Genomic DNA, 20,699 nt, shown 5'->3' on the forward strand with positions numbered 1-20,699 from the left:
CCAAAGGCCCGAACGCATAGTAAATGCGTTGGGCCTTTTTTTGTTGGGAGTGACGTGATTTGTATTCTTGATTTACGGCAGGTGGGCCGTCGGATTCCAACGGCTGATGGATGGTTGATTCGTGATGTGAGCATGGAGTTATCTCCGTCTGAACGCGTGATTGTTTCTGGCCCTTCCGGATCTGGAAAGTCGGTCCTTTTACGTGTCATCGCGATGTTGGACCCCTTTGAAGCGGGTGATATCCGTTGGAATGGTGAATTGGTTACCGATAGTGAGGTGCCCCAGTTTCGTTCGCGCGTGATTTATTTACACCAAAGAACGCCGATGTTTGACGGAACCGTAAGCGATAACTTGCGGATGCCTTTTCAGCTACAACAGCATCAGGGACGTAAATACGATGAACAAATGATTCTGGGCTGGCTGGAAGTGGTCGATCGGGATCTGAGTTTTCTCGACCGTCGGACTGCCGATCTGTCCGGTGGGGAACGTCAAATCGTTTCGCTGCTTCGCGCGATTCAATTGAAGCCGCAGGTTCTGTTGCTTGACGAACCTACTTCCGCTGCTGACCAACGTACGGTGGCGTCGATCGAACGGGTTGTACTCAATTGGTTGGAGCAAGAGACGAATCATGCATTGATTTGGGTGACTCATGACTCGGCGCAGGCCGAGCGAATGGGACAACGAGAATTGCAGATGGACCGTGGTCGAATAGCAGAGGTGACGAGCAAATGAAGGCCGAATATATCCAGTTGTCCTATTTGCAAGTCATGATGGCCACGATTCTGATTCTCGCTAACGGACTGATTTCGCTGTTCTTGCGACTCAATCTCGGGCGACGAATTGTCATCGCCTCGATTCGGACAGTCGTTCAATTGTTGCTCGTTGGCTTGGTGTTAGATCAAGTTTTCGATGTTCGGAGTGTGTTTCTGGTTCTGGCCATGATGGGGGTGATGACGGTCATTGCCGGTTTCGCAGCGGTTCGACGTACCGAGCATCGTTACTCCGGCGTCTGGTTAAATACGTTTCTCTCTGTGTGGGCCAGTTCTTGGATGATTACCGTTCTGGCATTGATCGCCATCGTTCAGGTTGAACCCTGGTATCGGCCCCAATATGCCATACCGTTGTTAGGGATGGTGTTGGGGAATTCACTTACCGGGGTGTCGCTTGGTTTGGACAGAATGGGAGACGAACTCGTGCGGGGACGCGATACGGTTGAACTCGTGCTGGCATTGGGAGGAACATCCTGGGAAGCTGCTCACCGCCCGATCTCCACTGCGGTTCGAACGGGCTTAATTCCCACACTCAATTCGATGGCGGTGGTGGGCATTGTGAGCCTGCCCGGTATGATGACGGGGCAACTCTTGGCTGGCGTAGATCCCATCGAGGCTGTCAAATACCAAGTGGTCATGATGTTTTTGATCGCCTCCGGCACAGCCCTGGGGACCGTGTCCGCCGTCCTCCTCACCTATCGGTCTCTCTTCAATAGCCGTAATCAATTCGATCATTTGGCACTCACGTCGACGGTCCGTTAGTGCAACTGGCGAGATTGCTCTGCTACCAGCACTTCTTCTTTGACAACGATCTGTCGGCGGGGGGCTACGTAGGCTTGCGAGTCGAGACTAGAATTTAGAAGATTGAAGAGGCTGCCGTTGGCCACCTCACCCTGTGATTCCGTTTGTTTTCCACCAAGGCCCGCCGATGTCTTCTCCTGTTTCCAATCAGCAAATGACCAAGAATCTCACGATCGACGAAGCGAAAATTGAAGAGATTGCCGCAAATTATCCAACCCCATTCTACCTCTATGACGAGCGTGGTATCCGCAATACGATGCGGGAGTTACGCAGCGCTTTCGCATGGTGTCCGGACTTTCGTGAATATTTCGCGGTGAAGGCAACGCCAAATCCCCGAATCCTCGAGATTCTCAAGCAGGAAGGATGTGGAGCTGATTGCTCAAGCTTTATCGAACTGGTGCTTGCCGAAAAGGTGGGGATTACGGGCGACTGGATCATGTTCACCTCGAACAATACGCCTGCCAGAGAATACGAGAAAGCCAAGGCTCTGAACGCTTTGATTAATCTCGACGATCTTACCGGTATCGATTATCTGCAGGAAACCATCGGGTTACCGGATGTCATCAGCTTTCGCTACAACCCGGGGCCTCTGCGAGAAGGCAATGCGATCATCGGGAATCCGGAAGAAGCGAAATACGGTTTTACTCGAGAGCAACTGTTTGATGGTTACAAAAAATTGAAAGAATGTGGTGTGAATCGCTTCGGATTGCATACGATGGTCGCTTCGAATGAATTAAACGCTGATTTCTTTGTCGAGACGGCACGCATGTTGTTTGATGTGGCAATCGAGTTGATGCAAAAACTCGACATCCGTTTGGATTTCGTTAATTTGGGCGGTGGAATTGGCATCCCATACAAGCCCGGTGAAGTGGCAGTTGATTTAAAATATGTCGGCGACAAAATTGAATCGTTGTACAACGAGTTGATCAAGCCGGCCGGCCTACATCCGATGAAGATCCTGATGGAAAATGGCCGCATGATTACCGGGCCGCATGGCTTCCTGGTCACTCGGGCCATTCATCGTAAGGATATCTACAGAAAGTACATCGGCGTCGATGCATGTATGGCAAATCTAATGCGTCCGGGTATGTACGGTGCCTATCATCACTTGAGCGTGTTGGGCAAGCAGCAGACGCCTCATGACCAAGTTTATGATGTGGTGGGTTCGCTTTGTGAGAACAACGACAAGTTTGCCATCAATCGCCAACTTCCTGAGATTGATCTGGGTGACCTGATCGTGATCCATGATGCGGGTGCTCATGGCCATTCGATGGGTTTCCAATACAACGGAAAGTTGCGATCTGCCGAATTGTTGTTATGCGAAGATGGTTCCGTTGAGCAGATTCGCAGAGCTGAAACCCAAGAGGATTATTTCGCGACGCTCGATTATCCCGGCCTTCGCGATTAGATCGGGCGATCCAGTCATTCAGAGTTCAGAACAACGAGAGGACTACTTGCCAGTTTATGGATCGACCGGCAGATAAGGAAGGCTTTCATCGTCTTTTCGCAGCGCGTCGATTTCAAGCAAGGATATCGTGGACCACCTTGCCGTGCACATCGGTCAGTCGGAAGTCTCGACCTTGAAAGCGAAATGTGAGTCGTTTGTGGTCGATGCCGAGCATATGCAAGATTGTCGCTTGAAGGTCGTGGACGTGAACGGAATCTTTGACGACACTCAAGCCAACTTCATCTGTCTCCCCGTAAGACATTCCCGGTTGAATTCCACCACCGGCCATCCAGATCGTGTAGCTATCGATGTGGTGGTCTCGACCGATCGGCTTACGTGATTCGCCCATCGGGGTGCGACCGAATTCACCCCCCCACACGACCAATGTATCATCCAGCAAGCCACGTTGTTTCAGATCTAAAACCAAACCGGCTGCTGCTTGATCTACCTGTTTCGTCCGTAACGGCAGGTCATTTTCCAATGATTCCGCGCCGCCATGATGGTCCCAGTTGGTGTGATATAGTTGCACGAAGCGCACGCCTCGCTCTACCAATCGGCGCGCGAGTAAACAATTGTTGGCGAAGGAGCCCTCGCCTGGGATTGCTCCATAAAGATCAAGGGTTGCTTGAGTCTCCTTGTTGATGGCCATTAGTTCCGGTGCACTGGTTTGCATCCGATAAGCCATTTCGTAGGCAGCGATACGTGTAGCGATCTCTGGATCGCCAATCACGTCAAGACGATGACGGTTGAGGTTTCCCACCGCTTGAAAGAAATCTGCTTGGTGTTCGTGGCTGAAGCCCGGAGGGTTGGTCAGATTAAGGATCGGATCACCCGTTCCACGAAAGGGGACTCCTTGGAAAGTAGTCGGCAAAAAGCCGCTTGACCAAAGCGAGGCACCCGATCGGGGGCCTCGAGGGCCGGACTGCAGGACGACGAAGGACGGCAGATCGTTGGTTTCGCTGCCCAAGCCGTAGGTGACCCACGATCCCATTGACGGCCGTCCGGGTTGAGGTGAGCCGGTGTTGGTGAATAGCTTTGCCGGTCCGTGATTGAACACATCAGTGTTCATTCCCTTGACCAAGCATATTTCGTCAACGATTTTTTGGTGATGGGGTAGCAGATCACTTAGCCATGCTCCACTTTGCCCGCATCGACGAAAAGGGCGGTAGGGGCCGAGCAGCGTCTCGGTCCCCTTTAAAAAGGCGAAACGCTTGCCTTCCATGAATTGTTGCGGAGGTTTTTGTCCATTTAGTTTTGTCAGCAACGGTTTGTGGTCGAACAATTCTAACTGGCTTGGTCCGCCAGCCATAAACAGATAAATCACATTCTTGGCGCTCGGAGGCGACATGGCCGAACGTACCGAATTGTTGTTGGCTGGAGCAGCTCGGGTGGGTGCCTGGAGTAGAGTTCCAAGCGCCATGGATCCGATACCGACACCACAATCGCGAAAAAAGTGCCGACGTGTCTGTTGTTTCAAAAGATCTTTATGGTCTTGCATGGTTCAAGATTGTCGTTGGTTATTGAACTGTGTTCCACAGGCCAAAGCTGACGCGGTTAGCTCCGGGTTACGAATTCGTCAAGGTTCATCAGCACGCGTGTCAACGCGGTCCACGCTGCCAAGCGGTCGGCGCTCAACTTGGATTGATCGGTCCTAAAGTGTTCGGCGGTGTTAGTTGCGCTTGCAAAGCTGCTGAGTTGTTGATTGAGAAACGTTTCGAGCTGCCTCAGCTCTGCTGTGTCGGGTGGGCGTCCCATGCAAATCCGGAAAGCTCGCGTGATCCGATGCTGATCATTGGCATGCTGTTCCTGGAGAATTCGTTCAGCCACCCCCTTAGCCATTTCGAGAATTGCCACATCGTTCGCCATTGTCAACGATTGGAGCGGCGTATTGGATCGAACTCGGCGTGTGCAAACGGTCTGGAAGTTGGGCGCGTCGAAAGTGGAAAGCATCGGATGAGGTGCGCTGCGATAAAAAAATGTATACATCCCCCGACGATAGCGATCTGAGCCTTGGCTATTTTTCCAGCTTAACTTGCGCTGAGTGAATGCGTAAACGCCGTCAGGTTGCGGTGGGTAAACGCTGGGTCCTCCGATGACGGAGGTCAGCATCCCACTTGCGGAAAGCGCTAAATCTCGTACGATTTCTGCGTCAACCCGTAAACGCGATTGCCGTGCCAACCACTGATTGCGAGGATCTGCTTCTAGCAATGCGGACGGTCCGTAGGCCGCACGCTGATAGGCGTCTGACAACACGATCAACCGATGGAGTCTCTTGATGGACCAACCGTCTTGGATCAACCAATGGGCGAGCCAATCCAAGAGTTGCGGATGGGTTGGAGCTGTGCCTTGGGTGCCGAAGTCATTTTCGGTTTCCACCAGCCCCATGCCAAAGAAACGCATCCATACGCGATTAACAGTGACTCGGGCGGTCAAGGGATTTTGCACATCGACCAGCCAACGCGCTAAGTCGAGTCGGTTGTAGTGATTCTCTTGCGCGGGCAATGACGGCAGGATAGAGGGGACGTTCGATTGAACCCGTGCGCCCGGTCGAAGGAAATCACCTCGAATGTGCAGGTGAGTGTCACGAGGTTCTTTCAGCTCTCGCATGATCATTACATTGCCAAAACGCTGTTCAAAACGACGTTTGCTTTCTTCTAATCGTTTGACCGCCGTTTTCACTGATTCGTTAAATTCGTGATTCTTGGTGTCGTCTTCGGAGATGGCCCGTTTGGCAGCCCCGATCGACTGATTCAGATTGTCGAAAATGAACTTCTGGTCGGTTGGGATCGGGGTGATCCGAGGATCGTGACTGTTTTTGTCTTCGGTGGAATTGAAAAAAGCAAAAAAACGGTAGTATTCTGTTTGCGTAATGGGATCGAACTTGTGGGTGTGGCATTGGGCACAACCGATCGTCAGCCCCAGCCAGACCGAACCGGTTGTGTTGACCCGATCGACGACAGTTTCATTCCGGAATTGCTCGGGATCGCTGCCACCTTCCTGGTTGACCAACGTGTTTCGGTGAAAAGCGGTTGCTACAAGTTGATCCTGGGTGGGTGACTCGAATTGATCACCGGCGATTTGTTCGATCGTAAATTGGTCGAATGGCATATCTTCATTGATCGCAGTGATGACCCAGTCGCGATAGGGCCACATGACGCGAGCGCCGTCAATCGCGTAGCCATCGGAGTCGGCGTAGCGTGCTTGGTCAAGCCAATGGCGTCCCCACCTTTCGCCGTAGTGCGGGTTTGCAAGTAAGCGATCGACGAGTCGTTCAAAAGCGCCCGGTCTGGCGTCATTCACGAATTCGTCGATCTGCTCCGGTGTGGGTAAAAGCCCAATGAGGTCCAAATAAACGCGGCGTGCTAAGGTGATCCGATCAGCGCGCCGCACCGGGTGAAGCTTTTCCGTTCGAAGACGTGCGAGGATGAACGCATCGATTGGGTGACGGGCCTCTGACTCGGCTGGCACAACGGGGGAGTGGATCGGTTGAAAAGACCAGTGCCCTTGCCATTCCGCGCCCTGATTAATCCACCTTCGGAGAATGGTAAGCTGCTGCGCGCTGAGCGGCTTTTCAAATTGAGGCGGCGGCATCACCTCGTCTGGGTCGGTTGAGGTCAGTCGTCGTATTAACTCACTCTTTTCTGCAGATCCTGCCACAATTGCCGCGTAATCACCGCGGTCCGATTTGGCATCCTGCTCGCGGTCGAGCCGTAAATCGGCTTCCCGTGATTCTTCATCCGGACCATGGCACTGGAAGCATGAGTTTGCCAGGATTGGTAGAATGTCACGACTGAAGTCGACATGGGATGAGGCATCCGGATTCGTAGCCTTTAAGGTTGGATCTACCGCGATAATTGGACCCACCGCGACAAACAGGGTCGCAACCAACGTTGCCAGGCGAATAGCATGAACTTGTACAGGTTCTCTCATAATGGGTGATTCTAACATGAGATGCTGCCACGCGGTAACAGTTCACTTCCGCTGTTTCGCGTCAGATTTCATAACCATTGGAGTACGATTTGTGAGACGCCCGCTTTCGCTTTTGACACTTTTGGTGCTGTTAATGGTCTTGCTTTCATTTGGCAGCCAGTTGCTGGCTGCTGGGCCAGAACGCCAGGATCCATTGTTGCAGAACGAACTGGCAAGGATTGTCAAGCGATACGAACTGCCAGGCATGGTGGCGGCCGTGATCTGGAAAGGTCGAGTCTGTCGAATGGCTGCTTCGGGTGTACGCAAGATGGGGGAGTCGGTGCCGATTACCGTCGACGATAAAATTCATTTGGGTTCGTGCACCAAAGCCATGACGGCGACGCTGTTAGCGACTCTTGTTGAGCAACAGAAAGTAGCTTGGGATGCTGTGCTGCCACAGTTGTTGCCAAATCTTAAAGATGTAATGCATGAGTCGTACCGCGATGTGTCGCTAAAACAGTTGTTGATACATCGATCAGGTTTGCCGGCAAATTCCGCACGGATGTTTCTTGTTGGCAAGGAGAAATCTCCGACCGAGCAGCGGCGTGAGTTGTTCCGAACCGTCTTGGCACAACCCCCTCAAAATGTTCCCGGAACCGAGTACCTGTATTCGAATCTGGGCTACATGTTGGCGGGTCTCGTCGCAGAAGAGTCGACAGGAGAAAGTTGGGAGTCGCTTATGTCGACCAGGATTTTTCGGCCACTGGGTATGGAAACAGCCGGTTTTGGCGCGCCAGGTACGTTGGGGGAAATTGATCAGCCTTGGGGCCACGACGAATCTCCTCGACTTGGGCTACGACCCCTGCAACGCGATAATCCGTCTATCTTAGGCCCAGCAGGAACCGTACATGCAAGCCTGGGAGATTGGGGGAAGTTCGTCGCTTTACATCTCAAGCATCAGCCTATTGAGCAGATTATCGAAAATCAAACAATTGACGAATTGCACCAATTAGAGCCGCAACACAAGTATACGATGGGATGGATTTCTGTCCCGCGTGAATGGGCTGATGGAAATGCCTTGACTCACACGGGAAGCAATACGATGTGGATGGCCGTTGTTTGGTTAGCTCCCGCCAAGGATCTGGCCTTTTTGGCTGTCACGAACAGCGGACAGCAGGTTGCCGGAAAGGCCTGTGATCAAAGCATTCGCTTTATGTTGGAGAGCTTCAGCCCGCAATTCCCATGTCGGTGAGCATAGCTTGCTGCAATTCGCCTGTTGCGGCGAAGCGACGGGCGATACACAACCGTTTTTCTTTGGGGTGAAAGGATGTCAGCCTTTAGGGCTTGCCCTTCAATTGAAGCAAGTAAGCCAATAGGTCTCGAATCTCGTTTGGCGTGAGATTCTCCGCCTGTTTTGGCATCGGAGACGAAATGGGAGATCTTTCTTCGATCTGCTCGACGGGAATCTCGATGGTATTGCCCGTCGGCGTCTTCAGCACGAGTGCCTGCTTGTCATCGTCGAGAATGGTGCCGGTGGCGGAAGTTCCGTCGGCTAGGAAAACAGTTACGGACCCGAAGCCATCAACGACGTTCGCGTTAGGGTCGATAATCGATTCAAGCAATTCCTCAGCTCGCCGTAGGCGCCCAATGTCGGTAAGTGGTGGACCAGCATCGCCACCCCCACGGTCTCCTTGGTGGCATTTCATACAGACGCCTTGGTTCTGAAAAACCAATTGACCTCTCACTGGATCGCCGCCCTCGCGTGTGAAGTCATAGCTGTTTAATCCCTGTTGTGCCAGAAAGCTGTCGACCTCCGCAAGCTTTTTGTTGACCAATTTGTGGGGGCTCTTCTTCGCTGCCTGATAAAGATCCAGATGGACCGTGCGGTGAAGTTGACCCTTCATCAATTTATCGAGTTCGGATACGAGCAATTGCGCCATCGTTGCCGATTCGGATTCTTGTAAGATCCGATATGCCGTACGCAAATCTTGATCTGTTTGGAACTCAATCATGCCTTGCAGGGTTGCTGTGGATTCGTCCGGAAACGCATCGAGATAGGCCAGGGTCGCCGTGGTCCGAAGTAGCGGGGATTCGTCGACGAGTAGACTTTTCAAAAGAAGTTTTTGATCAAATCGTTGATCCGAGACGAGTTGTTCCAGTGCCACGCGTCGCACTTCTTCCGGTTGGCGACCATCTCGGATACGCTCGATTAAAGATTTTTCGCTCAATCGGATCCCAAAGTGACGCATCACGCGAATGGTCGCGGCGGCGATATCTCCGTTGGAAGATTCAAATAAATGGATGGATGGCTGGGCCAGGACTTCGCGAATCGACGTGATATCTCGCGAGGGCAGCGGGCGATATAAGCCAACCGTGGGATCGATGGAGGGTGGCGCATCGAAATGTTCAAGTGCTTTCAACGCCAACAGTCGATACTCTTTCGGTAATGTGGCGTTAGCGGCGAATTGTAGCAGTGTTTCAGCGTCCGATGGGCGAGCGCTGCGGAGGCAGGCGTTAATCAATCGGCGGAAAATCATTGCATTCGGCACGTCATTGATGCTGCCGGTATATCTCTGGCTGTAGGTCGCAAGAAGAGGCACCGCGTCCGTTAGATTTTCGTCATTGATGGCGCGAATTGCCTCATCTACGATCATCGTATTCTGATCGCTCAGGTATTTGGCGATCCGTGGATCGCGATTTCTTCGTAAGGCGAGCAGACCGGTGAGGCGGACTGGCAGACTGTCAGATTGGCTCATCGTCATAAGTTGTTGGGGGGTGGCAATTCTTGAGAGGGCAAAAACGGCTGCGTGTCGTTCGAATGGATTTGCTTGTGATTGATTGGCCGCAAATTGGATGACGGCCTTCAACGCTTGACGGTCTTGCAATTTTCCAGCGGCGATGGTGGCAAAAGTGCGAACTCGAGGTTCGTCGTCGAGAATCAAGGGGCGAATTGCAGCCGCAGCCGTCGAGTTGCCGGTGTTTCCAATCGCTCGGGCCGATTGTGCTCGAATCTCGGCATCATCGTCTTGGAGCAATTTCAGCAGCTCCGAAGTTGCCTTCAGTTGTCCAAGCCCCCAGATCGCGTGGAATCGAGCGTAGGCGGATTGTCCCTTCTGAGCGACGATGGCTAAACGGCGTTTGTCACCTCGTTTTACTAATTCAAATTGGCAACGCTGGCGTACACGCATGTCGTCGTGATCCAGTCGCGTGGCTAATTCGTCCGAGGGTAGGGCGGCAAAGCCCTGCTGAAATAAGTTAGCTGTCTCCTTTACGATGGGACGTTTGATGGATTCCAAATCGTAAAGCGAATAGATATTACCCTGGTCGCTTCGTATCCATCCCCCGCCAAAATCAGTGAGATAGATTTTGCCGTCATACCCAACGGTGACGTCCGTATTGGCAATGCCCCCGTGCAGCATGTGAGCATCTTGCATCGTATAGCCGGCCCCCGAAAGATTTACCTTGAAGGAATACAAAAAGCATAGGTTGGGCGCGCCTTTGTAATCGCAGACAAGAAAGTGGTTGCGGTATCGGTCGGGTAGACTGGTGCCGGAATCAAAAGCGAGTCCCGAGGGTCCATTTGTCAGATGGGCTATCGGTGGCAGAATGTGAGCCGGCTGTCCCGGATGCTCGAGTTGCCACATTCCTTCACTCAACCAATGTGGGATTTGATCCATCTGTCCATCGTCAATCGACGCCTTGTAAGTCGTCAGTGCCTGGGCTCCCAAATTCCAGCCTGTATCACCCCCTTCGAGTAGATAGCAGACGCGTGCCGAGTCGCCCTGATCGCAATTGTTGTCGACAGTAAACAGGTCGCCGTATTCGTTGAAAGCAATTTCCTGAGGATTCCGTAAGCGATGGTAGAAAATTTCCATCTCGCTTCCGTCTGGATTACATCGGAACACGGCACCCGAGTTCGGGTCGCTTAGGATTCGACCGTCCTCGGTCTCGCAATGAAAACCACGGTCACCCATGGAAAAATAGAGCTTACCGTCAGGCCCCCAAACCAAACCGTGCAAATCATGACCACTTAAACTGTTCTTGACTCCAAATCCGTCTTGCAAAGATTTACGCTGATCCGAAACTCCGTCACCATCTGGATCTTGAAGCAACCACAAATGCGGAATCGACGCGAGGTAAATCCCCAGCGGACCACTGAGGAGACCGATTGCCGGACCGTCAACATCTTGTCGGAATCCGTCCGCAAAAACGGTTGTCGCATCCGCTTTGCCATCGGCATTTGAGTCAACCAATCGAAGCACTCGATCCGAGTAACGAGTGAAATACTGCTCGTCCTGAAATCGATCCTTCCATTTTGCATACAAGGCCGATCTGTCTTCAACCGTGCCAGCCGCCAGATCATCCATGATCCAGTAAGTGTGATCCCGATTGTCTTCAATCCCTTTTCGCCATCGATATGTTTCCGAAACGTAAACCCGTCCCTGATCATCGAGGCACAAGGCGGTCGCGTTTTTCACTTGGCTCGAAAAAACATCGATCTGTAATTTGAGATTTGCTTCAGAAGCCGGCAGGGAAAGATTGGCTTGGCTTTCGTCAACCGGGGCTGCGAAGCAATACGTTGGAACCGTCAGGCTGAAGACCAACAGGAAAAACTGGCGAATCGAATGCATGGTGGGTTTGCCTACTCAGCTAAAACAGTTGGAATCGCAACCCGCTCGTTGGCTGGCATGTCCCTGAACGTCGAGCGAAGAAGACGGCGTGAAACACCGTCGGAATGCCTGTCAAGCAGGCCAGGACTTTCTCTTCGGTGGGAGTTTACCAGCGAGATCGCACTGTTTCAAAATACGCCGCTTTGGAAGAGTGAGCAACGGCGAATCGCAGATTTTTACCGATAACGGAAGTGATCGTGCGAAGGAAAAAAATTCTGACAAGTTTGCGTTGTAACGACTTTTGCACCGTTGCTGTGATCTTTTATCGCGAAACGTTCGCCTTTTCCCGCTCTTGGAACGTGGATATGATGATTGGCAAAGGAATTTTTTGAACGCTCCAGGAAAAGATCGATTGCTCAGGACCGAAAGAGGGTTTAGGTCGAAGGTCGAGTGCTTCGTCGGCTTTTTTTGCCTGAGAGCTGTTGGACGTTAGGAATGATAGGTCATGAGATTTTGGCTGCGCAAGCTGGTGTTGAGGGGGACGCGTCTGCTGCTGAGTCTTCGTTATCGGATCAGTGTCGAAGGGCTTGACCGGTTGCAACTCCACGAGGGGCCGACGTTGGTGCTGCCGAATCATCCGGCCTATGTGGATCCTGCGATCGTTTTGGCCCACCTTCCCTTGGCTCAGGAATGCCTGCGACCGGTCGTCTACACCGAGACCTATCGTATGCCGGCCCTCTATCCACTGATGCGAGTTGTTGATGCGGTAGAGGTTCCCGATCTGCGCCGAACTCGCCGGGCAGCCGTGCTGGAGACTCGACAACTGATCGATGAGATCGTGAATAATTTGAAGGCAGGCGAGAGCTTCTTGATCTATCCGTCTGGTCGATTGCAACGTAAAAACCACGAGTACATCGGGACGGCCCGAATGACGCACGACATCCTCACGCGCTGTGGTGAGGTGAATGTGCTGCTGGTACGAATTCGAGGTGTGTGGGGAAGCGTCTTTAGCTGTGCACCCACCGGGGGTGTGCCTGATCTTCGCAAGTTGGTGCTGGCTGGCGTGCCGCGATTGTTGGGCAGTCTGATACTGTTTTTGCCTCGCCGCAACGTGTCGTTGGTCGTTGAGCAGGTTAACAGCCAACGGCTTGCGGAATTGAATCGCCTGGAGATGAATGAACAACTGGAACGTTGGTACAACGAGGATGGAGGAGAATCACCTAGCTACGTGCCATTTCATGTCTTGTTGAAAAAGCGGCGCAAGCTTTTGTCGGTGACAAATCGGCGAAGGCGACTGTTGCGACGTCCGAAAACGACGGATGACAATCAAGTCATCGACGAAGATCAAAAATTCACGAACACAAACTCGCCTGAACCGCCGGATCATGCATGATCGAATTAAGACAAGTCAGCAAGAGTTGGGATCATGGTAAGAGCTTCGCGGTTCGAAAAATTAATCTCAAGGTGGAAGCCGGCGAGGTACTCGCATTGCTGGGGGGCTCCGGCTGTGGGAAAAGTACGACAATTAAGATGATCAACCGACTGGTTGAACCTAGCGAGGGAAAAATATTGTTGAACGGTGTGGACGTTTCGGGCCAGGATGCGGTCACCGTTCGCCGGCAAATCGGTTACGTGTTTCAAGGGATTGGACTATTTCCGCATATGACCGTTGCGGAAAACGTCGGTGTGATCCCCCGCATTATGGGGCAGCCCTTGGCGACTTACCGTGAAAAAGTGCATCAATTACTGGAGCTGGTGCACTTATCTCCGAGCGAGTTTGCGTCCCGTCTTCCCGGGCAATTATCGGGTGGCCAAAAGCAACGGGTCGGATTTGCCCGAGCCTTGGCGGCTGATTCAAAAGTGATGTTGCTGGACGAACCCTTTGGCGCATTGGATCCCGTCACACGCGATAGTTTGCAGGCGGAATTTCGCAGTCTGCAGCAACAGTTGCAGTTCACCGCTGTGATGGTGACGCATGACATGGCTGAGGCTCTGATTCTCGCCGACCAGATTGCCGTGATGCAAGCGGGACGGCTGATTCGTGTCGGCACGCCGTCTGAATTGTTGAGAGATCCGGGCGATGATTACGTGGCAGCCTTATTGGAAACCCCCCGTCGTCATGTCCGTTTGCTTCAAGATTTGGAGGCCGGGCATTGTCAGGATAATTCATTGGATCGCTCCGGGGAGAACGAATGAATAACGATCTCTGGCGGCGAATCGCTCAACAATTCGAGACCCTGCCGGATCGACTGGGCGGGCACATCTTTCTATCGCTCACGGCCCTGGCGATCGGAATGCTGATCAGCATCCCTTTGGGAGTCTGGGTGGCTCGACGGCCACGCGCCGAACAAGTTGCTTTGTTGCTGGCGAGTATCGTGCAAACGATTCCAAGTCTGGCTCTTCTCGCCTTGATGGTCTTTGCCTGGGGAACTATCGGCTGGATTCCCGCTCTGATCGCTTTGGTGCTTTATAGTGTGCTGCCGATGTTGCGGAATACGATTACCGGTCTGCAGAACATCGATCCGGCCGTCATTGAAGCGGCACAAGGCGTAGGTATGAACCAGCGGCAGTCGTTGATGTTGGTGTGTTTGCCGCTTGCCTTGCCGACGATTGTGGCAGGGATTCGAACGGCCAGTGTGTGGGTCGTTGGCGCCGCGACAATCGCACAACCGGTCGGTGCGACCAGTCTTGGAAATTATATCTTTGTCGGCTTGCAGACATTTAATCCGGTATCTTTGCTGTTCGGATGCGTGTTTGCGGGCATGTTGGCGTTGTGTTTGGATGCGCTTCTGCATCGATTAGAGATTGCCGCGCAGCAGCGAAGTCGGCGGCTGGCGGGATTTGTGGTCGGAGGTTTGCTGCTATTGATCATCTCGCCAACGCTCATTGGACAACTTGAGTTGGCTGCCGGGAAACCATTGCCCCGAGCCGTTCGGAAAATCCCAGAGTCAACTCAACAACAAAAGTTTGTTGTGGGTGGCAAAGCGTTTACCGAACAATACATCCTGGCGAATGTGGTTCGTGAACAGCTCGAGGCCGCTGGGCTTGAAGTGGAATTGCGAGATGGAATGGGGTCCGCCACAACGTTTCGAGCTCTGGAAACGGATCAAATCGATTGCTACGTTGAATATACGGGTACCGTGTGGACGAACTATATGCGCCGTAAGGAAATGGTGTCGCCGGTCGAAATGTTGATTGATGTGGCCAGCTATTTGAAACAGGAAAAGAATATTATCTGCCTTGGTCCGCTCGGATTCAGCAATGACTACGCCTTTGCGATGAAGGAGGCACGTGCGGACCATCTGGGTGTTCGGACTTTGAATGATTTGGCCAAAGTGAGTCAGACCATGAAAGGTGGGACCGATATTGAGTTTTTTGATCGACCTGAATGGACCAGTGTTGGCCAAGCCTATGGTTTGGAGTTCGCTGAAAACGTGACGATGGATCCCACCTTGATGTATGGTGCGATCGATACGGGGCAACTGGACGTAGTGATCGCGTTCAATACGGATGGCCGGATAAAAGCTTATGATTTGCGAGTGATCGAAGATCCAGCTTACTCATTACCACCTTACGATGCGGTATTATTGGTGTCTGAGAAAATGGCCCGTAATCGGGCGGCCATGCAAGCGCTTCGACCCTTGATACAATCCATCTCGCCAGCCGAGATGCGTACCGCCAATGGAATGGTCGATATCGATGGGGACTCCGTTAAGCAAGCTGCTGAATATCTGGAAAAATCAATTCGCAAGAAACGCGATTGAAGAACAAAGGTTACCATTCGTCGTGAACATGTTGGACGAATCGTCTCAGGATTTCGTTGGCCGCGGGGGTCTCTTGGCATTGCTGTCGGAACTCCTCGACGGAGATGCCAGCGATCTTGCGAATGTATTTCGGATAGGCGATCACACGTTCCATTAAACCCCGTAAATCAAGCTCGGGATGAAACTGAGTGCAGTAAATCGGCTTGTCAGAAAAGCGAAACGCTTGGTGTTCGACTCGTTCCGAGAACCCGAGCCGAACTGCATCTAAAGGTAATTCGATAACCAGGTCTTCGTGGCCCATTTGGGCTGGAAAGATTGCTGGAGACCGGACAAAGATCGGGTCCTGATCGGCGGCCGCCGTTTTGGTGATGTTGATGGTGCCAAGTTCGGCTCGAGACAGATCATGCACGACCTGTCCACCGAGGGCTCGAGCCATGGCTTGAAATCCCCAGCAGGAGGCGAACGTTGGTTGGGAGCGTCCATGGATTTGCCGTAACACGTCTAAGATTCGCTCTAACCAATCACCCTCGCCAGCTGCCGAATAGTCTCCGCTGCCGCCGAGCAAGATGATTTGGCAGGCGTCATATTCCGCCGGTGCGGGTTCACCTGCGAGTAAATTGTGAACTCGGATGTCGTTCGGATTGCATTGCAGCACACGGGAGAAGCATTCGACCTCTTGATATCGCATCGGGTCTTCAGCGTTGCGAATTTGAAGCAAGAGATAAGGTCGATTCTGCATGGTAAATGCCGTTTGTGCCGGTAGGTTCGGTGAGCTCCAGGTGGTCGACTTCGAGAAGTATAAGCCACACGCGTCTTTCCAGCGAAGGGGGTGCGACGAATCCGTGAATGCTTGACGTGATTGTTCAGCTCCATGCGAGGGCGGGAATCGATGATCGAAACAATTTGTCCCCTCTTCGAATCCTTTCTGGCGGTCACTCATTCCACTTTCGAATCAGGTGGTGTAGTCGATCGTACCCGTTCCGCACAAAAGTCGTAATTCACCCGACAATGAAGTGTTGGACTGTCGATTGATCGTGCCGATTCTCAAAGCGATCTTTTCTTTGCAACACCGTTGCCCGACTGTCCGTAGTCGATGGAGAGCAGATTCGCTGCAGTGGGCCGCGCGAAAGCGTGGCCGCAAGGCTAGCTTGGGAAATTTCACGGCAAAGGTCGTGGCTGGAGTTTAATGGGGGCAGTGGAGAAATTCGCGCAGAACGCAAGGGTAGGGAAATTGCGATTTACTTTGTGCTCTATCCGCATCCTGGAACACCGTTGGTCGGCATGAACCAAGTGCATGCTCGCTCCGGACAACGAATTCGAGCCAGGGGGTTCAAAGGTTATCGACCTGTCTGATGCGTCGGATAAGCTTCCATGTCAATCAACAAATCGTGATTGGAATGGAGCGTCCTCCGAGTTGCCTGAATGCATCAACTGGCGGTGCGATTTATCTTGGGTGCATTCGAAGAACAACTGGATGCCTGAGTCATAAACGAAGAGCGAGAAACCCTCAGGCCAGGTCGATGGTGCCTCCTGATTGCGACGATCCGAAGCAGGCTCGCTGTGGAGGAGGGAAACGCGAACGAGTTTTTACGATACGCGGGCCTTTGAGCAAACCATGTTCGATAAAATGGCCGCTAACCAGAGTCCCGCGAATCCAATCATCGCCGCATTTTTCCAACCGAAAAAGAGTGTCAGCAGCACGAAGAGCACGATGAAGGCCGAGGCGTAGAAGCGAAATCGGTTTGTTGTGCTCAGTGAGAGGATCGTCCCCCCAATCCAAAGAAAAGCGTCCAGGACAATCAGCAGGAGAACAACAAGGCTTTGATTTTCCATCAGTAGGGTCACTTCACGTTTCGAGGTCGTTTTGCGTTTGCGGTATTTTGTCTCAGTATGCCTATCATAGCCAATCCACTTGAGGGAGAGTAGTCCGGGAGCGTTGAGAGCCTCGCGCACTGGCCTAATCGTTTGAACTCGGATCGAAGATGTGGAGCTGTTATTTGGACGGCAACGTACCTCTTGGCCGATTTGCAGCTCAGATGGCTGGCGCTGGATCCCTCAGCGATCAGGTGGCAGGCCACGACGAGCCAGAGGGCGTCGTGGAAGAGCAGGCGGCGGATCGAAATCCAAACCGCTTATTGATCGATCCGTTGATAATCCTATCAAGAGCCGGGTAATTCGCGTTTTGCAGAACTCTCTCGTGTGCCGAGATGAGCCGTTTTAGGGGCATGCTTTGGCGAGGCGGAGGTGGCTGATCTGCCACTTGCGATGGCGGAACGCGACGTTGTTTCGTTTGTACCCCACAACGATGAGGGGTGTTGCATTTACGATTCGTGGTGGTCCCCTCTTTTCGTAGTTTGGAACACCGTCGGGTGTCCAGTTCGCAAGTCGCCGACGGCGATTCAGTCGTTGGCCGGAGAAAGAAAACGATCGCTACCGATTCACGCGCAATTGGTATGAACGTGACCTATATTTCATTCCGGATCTCATCTTCAATCATCTCTTCACAGCGCCCTAAGAGATATAGCGCCTTTGGCAACGCGTCTCTGTCAATTGTAGGAAAAGGTGCAGAAAATGTCAGTGCAAAAGATCTTGGTGGTAGACGACAGTCACACCGTACGAGCAGTTGTTAAGTGTACGTTGACCGAGGCTGGATACAGCGTCATTACCGCGGCCGGCGGTGTAGAAGCCCTTGAGTTGATAAAGTCCGAACGACCGGCACTTGCCGTACTCGATATTCGGATGCCAGTGATGGATGGTTACGCTGTCTGTGAGGAGATCAAAAAGCTCGGGGAGCCATTTCACCGCCTGCCGGTTATTTTTTTGACGGCTCTGGAATCCCACGCACTCGAATTGTTGGGAGATCAATGGGGCGCGTATCTTCAGAAACCGGTCAAAGCGCCCGAATTGCTGCGGGTTGTAAGTCAGGTAATCGGGCCAGCCGACCGCCAGCTAGACTCGACTAGCGAGGGAGTGGCGAAAGGTGCGGAAACAACAACCGGTCTGACCGCGGCCGATGTGGGACAGACTACGGTGAAATAAAAGAGACTTTGCAAGTGATTACTTCTGACTCAGCACAATTTGACTCCGATACAAAGCTGGCACTCTGGCGAAATGAGGTGCGCCAGTTTTGTGAAGAAACAATCCTGGAACTGCAAAAGGTGACCGCGACGCTTCAGTCAGATTTAGCCTCCACGCCAGATTGGACACCGGCGAAAAAGCAACCGACAGCAAAGAATCAGCCTGGTCAGTCGACTGCATTGACTGCATCGCCTCCAACGTCGCAGGAGCCAAAGGCGGTGGCGTGCGGTGACGACGATGTCGGCAGTTCGGAAAGTCGGTTGGAAAATCTGAAACGACAGCTGTCTGAAAAACTAAGCAAGTCCGATTCCAATCCACAAATCCTCCCATAGCAACGCACCATGATTAACTCGATAGGAAACGTGACGAACAGCCCGACTACCCAACGACCGACCGATTTGCAGACTTGCGAAAAGTACTGTGTGTTTGAGGTTGGGACCTCGACGCTCGGAGTGCTGGCAACGGCGGTTCGGGAGGTAGCGTTGCGACCGCAAATTGCCGCAGTTCCGGATGCGAATCACTTGTTGGCAGGTTTGTGTCATTTACGAAATGAATTCCTCCCTGTGGTGAATCTTCTTGATTTGGATGTTGCTTCGAAATCTCAATCAGGCGGCCAACAGGTGATCGTCATAACTGCTGGGAATGGGCCTTGGGCCTTGCTCGTCGATCGAGTGATTGGATTGGTACCGCTGGAAGTATCCTTATCATCGGAAGCTGGTACGGCACTCGGCTGGACTTCTTCCGTCATGGGTTCAGCTTCCCATGATGATCGCATCGTTCAGGTCTTGGATGCCAATTCGTTATTTCGATATTTCGATGACGCTCTCAGCGTCTTTTGGCGTGCGCAGGTTACCACTTAAACCATGTTGTTAGGCGAATGTTTATCCCTTTGAGTCAAAGGAATTCGGGCCTTGAAAATCAGCACTTTCTTCATTTGCACACACGTTGGCGCTGTCCTGTTGGGGGCGATCCCTGTCGTGATTATTCAAGCGTTGAACGGCGGATTAATTGCCTCTGGGATCAGTCTCGTCGCTTCTATCGGGGTTGCGAGTGTTGTCGTCGGCCTGATGCTGCGGCGCACGAAGCAAAGTCTTTCATCGTTGCAACGGGCGATTTCCGCTGGCGATGCGAGTCATGTGGTGATGTCTGGAATCGCGGAAATTGATACCGCGGCAGCGGAGATTGGCGACCGATTGCATCGCTGGGCTGAAGCTGCTGTCACCACACGCGAACAATTTCGCGAAATAGAACAGCTCGTCACGCAACTGACCCGACGTGGATTGTCAGCAAGCAGTAGTCGGACCCAGCCCGGTAATCAACTGCGCGAAATGCTGATGAGCATCACCGGGCAGGCGGACTCTGAACTCCATCAAATCCTGACATGCACCGAGGATATCGAACGCTATACCCGAGAAATATCTGGGGGAGCTGAGGACCAGAGTGAGGCGGTCAGTAAGACAACCACTTACGTTGAACAGATGTCGGCAAATATCGATTCCGTTTCGCACAACGCTGATGCGGCCCAAAAGGCGGCGATTGCGACCAATGAATCTGCCAGTTCTGCCTTGCAGCAAGTTCGAGAACTCATCGACGGTATGGATCGCATTCGACAGCATGTCGAAGCGAGCGAGTCTCGACTTCGTTCACTGGGCGATCACTCCCAAGAAATTGGATCCATTGTAGAGACGATCAGTTCTATCTCGTCGCGGACCGACATGTTGGCGTTGAATGCTTCCATCGAATCCGTGCGGGCGGGAGAGCACGGTCGCGGCTTCGCGGTCGTGGCCGATGAAGTGCGGAAATTGGCCGAACAAGCAGCTCAGGCGACGCGAGAAGTTGCCGGGCTGATTGAGTCGATTCAGCTTGAGACACAGGAGTCGATTGCGTTGATGGCCGAAGAACGTGAGGAAGTTGAGGCGGAAGTCAGACGCGTTGGCGCCGCAGGTGATGCTTTGGAACGCATTAACCAGATTTCGAGCGACTCGGCCTCTCAAGTGAGTGAAATCACGAACGCAGCTCAGCTGCAACTGCAATTGACGCGAGACGTCGTTTTGGCCGTGGAGCGTATTTCCGAGGTTGCCAAGTCGAGTCGTACGCGAGCGGAGGAGGCCTGCTGGACTACGGGGACGCTAACGAAACTCGCTCGGCAATTTAATACCGTGTTGGATCCGCTGCGACCCTCGCGTACAGGCGAGTTTGCCGGTTCACGAAATGCGCGTCCTTTGTCCACCACGATGCCCGTGGCGAGGCCCACAACCGATAACGATCGCGCGACGAACAAAATGGTCGATACAGTTCCAACGGCGTAGAGGAGTTTACA

Annotated in this window: 16 protein-coding genes; 11 read left to right on the forward strand and 5 right to left on the reverse strand. The window is 52.7% G+C overall.

The window, feature by feature from the left end; all coding sequences use genetic code 11:
- Positions 1-54 precede the first annotated feature (54 nt).
- From P8N76_27305 to P8N76_27315, 3 genes are all read left to right on the forward strand, one after another.
- On the forward strand, positions 55-732 hold the full coding sequence (locus P8N76_27305; GenBank protein MDG2385409.1) for an ATP-binding cassette domain-containing protein: 678 nt from the start codon (positions 55-57) through the stop codon (positions 730-732).
- Positions 729-1,532, forward strand: coding sequence for an iron export ABC transporter permease subunit FetB (gene fetB / locus P8N76_27310; GenBank protein ID MDG2385410.1), 804 nt, complete (start codon positions 729-731; stop codon positions 1,530-1,532). The genes P8N76_27305 and fetB overlap by 4 nt, the downstream gene beginning before the upstream one ends.
- Before the next feature lie 166 nt (positions 1,533-1,698).
- Complete coding sequence (locus P8N76_27315) at positions 1,699-2,979, forward strand: diaminopimelate decarboxylase (protein ID MDG2385411.1); 1,281 nt, start codon at positions 1,699-1,701, stop codon at positions 2,977-2,979.
- A 112-nt stretch (positions 2,980-3,091) separates the two neighbouring features.
- Here P8N76_27315 and P8N76_27320 read toward each other — a convergent pair whose 3' ends face one another.
- Positions 3,092-4,516 carry a DUF1501 domain-containing protein gene (locus P8N76_27320; GenBank protein MDG2385412.1) on the reverse strand — a complete coding sequence of 475 codons (1,425 nt, stop codon included), beginning with the start codon at positions 4,514-4,516 and terminating at the stop codon, positions 3,092-3,094.
- Positions 4,517-4,572: 56 nt separating this feature from the next.
- Complete coding sequence (locus tag P8N76_27325) at positions 4,573-6,966, reverse strand: PSD1 and planctomycete cytochrome C domain-containing protein (protein MDG2385413.1); 2,394 nt, start codon at positions 6,964-6,966, stop codon at positions 4,573-4,575.
- Between the two features lie 73 nt (positions 6,967-7,039).
- Here P8N76_27325 and P8N76_27330 point away from each other — a divergent pair, with 73 nt between their 5' ends.
- Positions 7,040-8,179: a serine hydrolase gene (locus P8N76_27330; protein ID MDG2385414.1), complete on the forward strand. Its 1,140-nt coding sequence runs from the start codon at positions 7,040-7,042 to the stop codon at positions 8,177-8,179.
- Positions 8,180-8,264: 85 nt separating this feature from the next.
- Here P8N76_27330 and P8N76_27335 read toward each other — a convergent pair whose 3' ends face one another.
- The gene (locus tag P8N76_27335; GenBank protein ID MDG2385415.1) at positions 8,265-11,558 is read right to left on the reverse strand and encodes a HEAT repeat domain-containing protein; all 3,294 of its coding nucleotides are present in this window, start codon (positions 11,556-11,558) and stop codon (positions 8,265-8,267) included.
- A 484-nt stretch (positions 11,559-12,042) separates the two neighbouring features.
- Here P8N76_27335 and P8N76_27340 point away from each other — a divergent pair, with 484 nt between their 5' ends.
- Genes P8N76_27340 through P8N76_27350 form a run of 3 tightly spaced genes read left to right on the forward strand, consistent with a single transcriptional unit; the run spans position 12,043 to position 15,301 of the window.
- Positions 12,043-12,930 (forward strand): lysophospholipid acyltransferase family protein, encoded by an 888-nt coding sequence (locus P8N76_27340; protein ID MDG2385416.1) that lies wholly within the window; start codon positions 12,043-12,045, stop codon positions 12,928-12,930.
- Entirely contained in the window at positions 12,927-13,733 is an 807-nt protein-coding gene (locus P8N76_27345; protein ID MDG2385417.1) for an ATP-binding cassette domain-containing protein, read from the forward strand. Before P8N76_27340 ends, P8N76_27345 begins: the two co-directional genes overlap by 4 nt.
- The gene (locus tag P8N76_27350) at positions 13,730-15,301 is read left to right on the forward strand and encodes an ABC transporter permease/substrate-binding protein (protein ID MDG2385418.1); all 1,572 of its coding nucleotides are present in this window, start codon (positions 13,730-13,732) and stop codon (positions 15,299-15,301) included. The genes P8N76_27345 and P8N76_27350 overlap by 4 nt, the downstream gene beginning before the upstream one ends.
- A gap of 10 nt (positions 15,302-15,311) precedes the next feature.
- Here the strand turns inward: P8N76_27350 and P8N76_27355 are convergent, their stop codons facing one another.
- Both P8N76_27355 and P8N76_27360 read right to left on the reverse strand, forming a co-directional pair.
- Positions 15,312-16,241: a type 1 glutamine amidotransferase gene (locus P8N76_27355; protein ID MDG2385419.1), complete on the reverse strand. Its 930-nt coding sequence runs from the start codon at positions 16,239-16,241 to the stop codon at positions 15,312-15,314.
- 647 nt (positions 16,242-16,888) lie between these two features.
- Entirely contained in the window at positions 16,889-17,254 is a 366-nt protein-coding gene (locus tag P8N76_27360; GenBank protein MDG2385420.1) for a hypothetical protein, read from the reverse strand.
- A gap of 618 nt (positions 17,255-17,872) precedes the next feature.
- Here P8N76_27360 and P8N76_27365 point away from each other — a divergent pair.
- From P8N76_27365 to P8N76_27380, 4 genes are read left to right on the forward strand one after another with little or no spacing between them, the layout of a single operon-like run.
- Positions 17,873-18,340 (forward strand): response regulator, encoded by a 468-nt coding sequence (locus P8N76_27365; protein ID MDG2385421.1) that lies wholly within the window; start codon positions 17,873-17,875, stop codon positions 18,338-18,340.
- Between the two features lie 14 nt (positions 18,341-18,354).
- On the forward strand, positions 18,355-18,711 hold the full coding sequence (locus P8N76_27370) for a hypothetical protein (protein MDG2385422.1): 357 nt from the start codon (positions 18,355-18,357) through the stop codon (positions 18,709-18,711).
- 9 nt (positions 18,712-18,720) lie between these two features.
- Positions 18,721-19,239: a chemotaxis protein CheW gene (locus P8N76_27375; GenBank protein MDG2385423.1), complete on the forward strand. Its 519-nt coding sequence runs from the start codon at positions 18,721-18,723 to the stop codon at positions 19,237-19,239.
- A gap of 51 nt (positions 19,240-19,290) precedes the next feature.
- Positions 19,291-20,688 (forward strand): methyl-accepting chemotaxis protein, encoded by a 1,398-nt coding sequence (locus tag P8N76_27380; GenBank protein ID MDG2385424.1) that lies wholly within the window; start codon positions 19,291-19,293, stop codon positions 20,686-20,688.
- Positions 20,689-20,699 lie beyond the last annotated feature (11 nt).

Source organism: Pirellulaceae bacterium (genome assembly GCA_029243025.1).
GTDB lineage: Bacteria > Planctomycetota > Planctomycetia > Pirellulales > Pirellulaceae.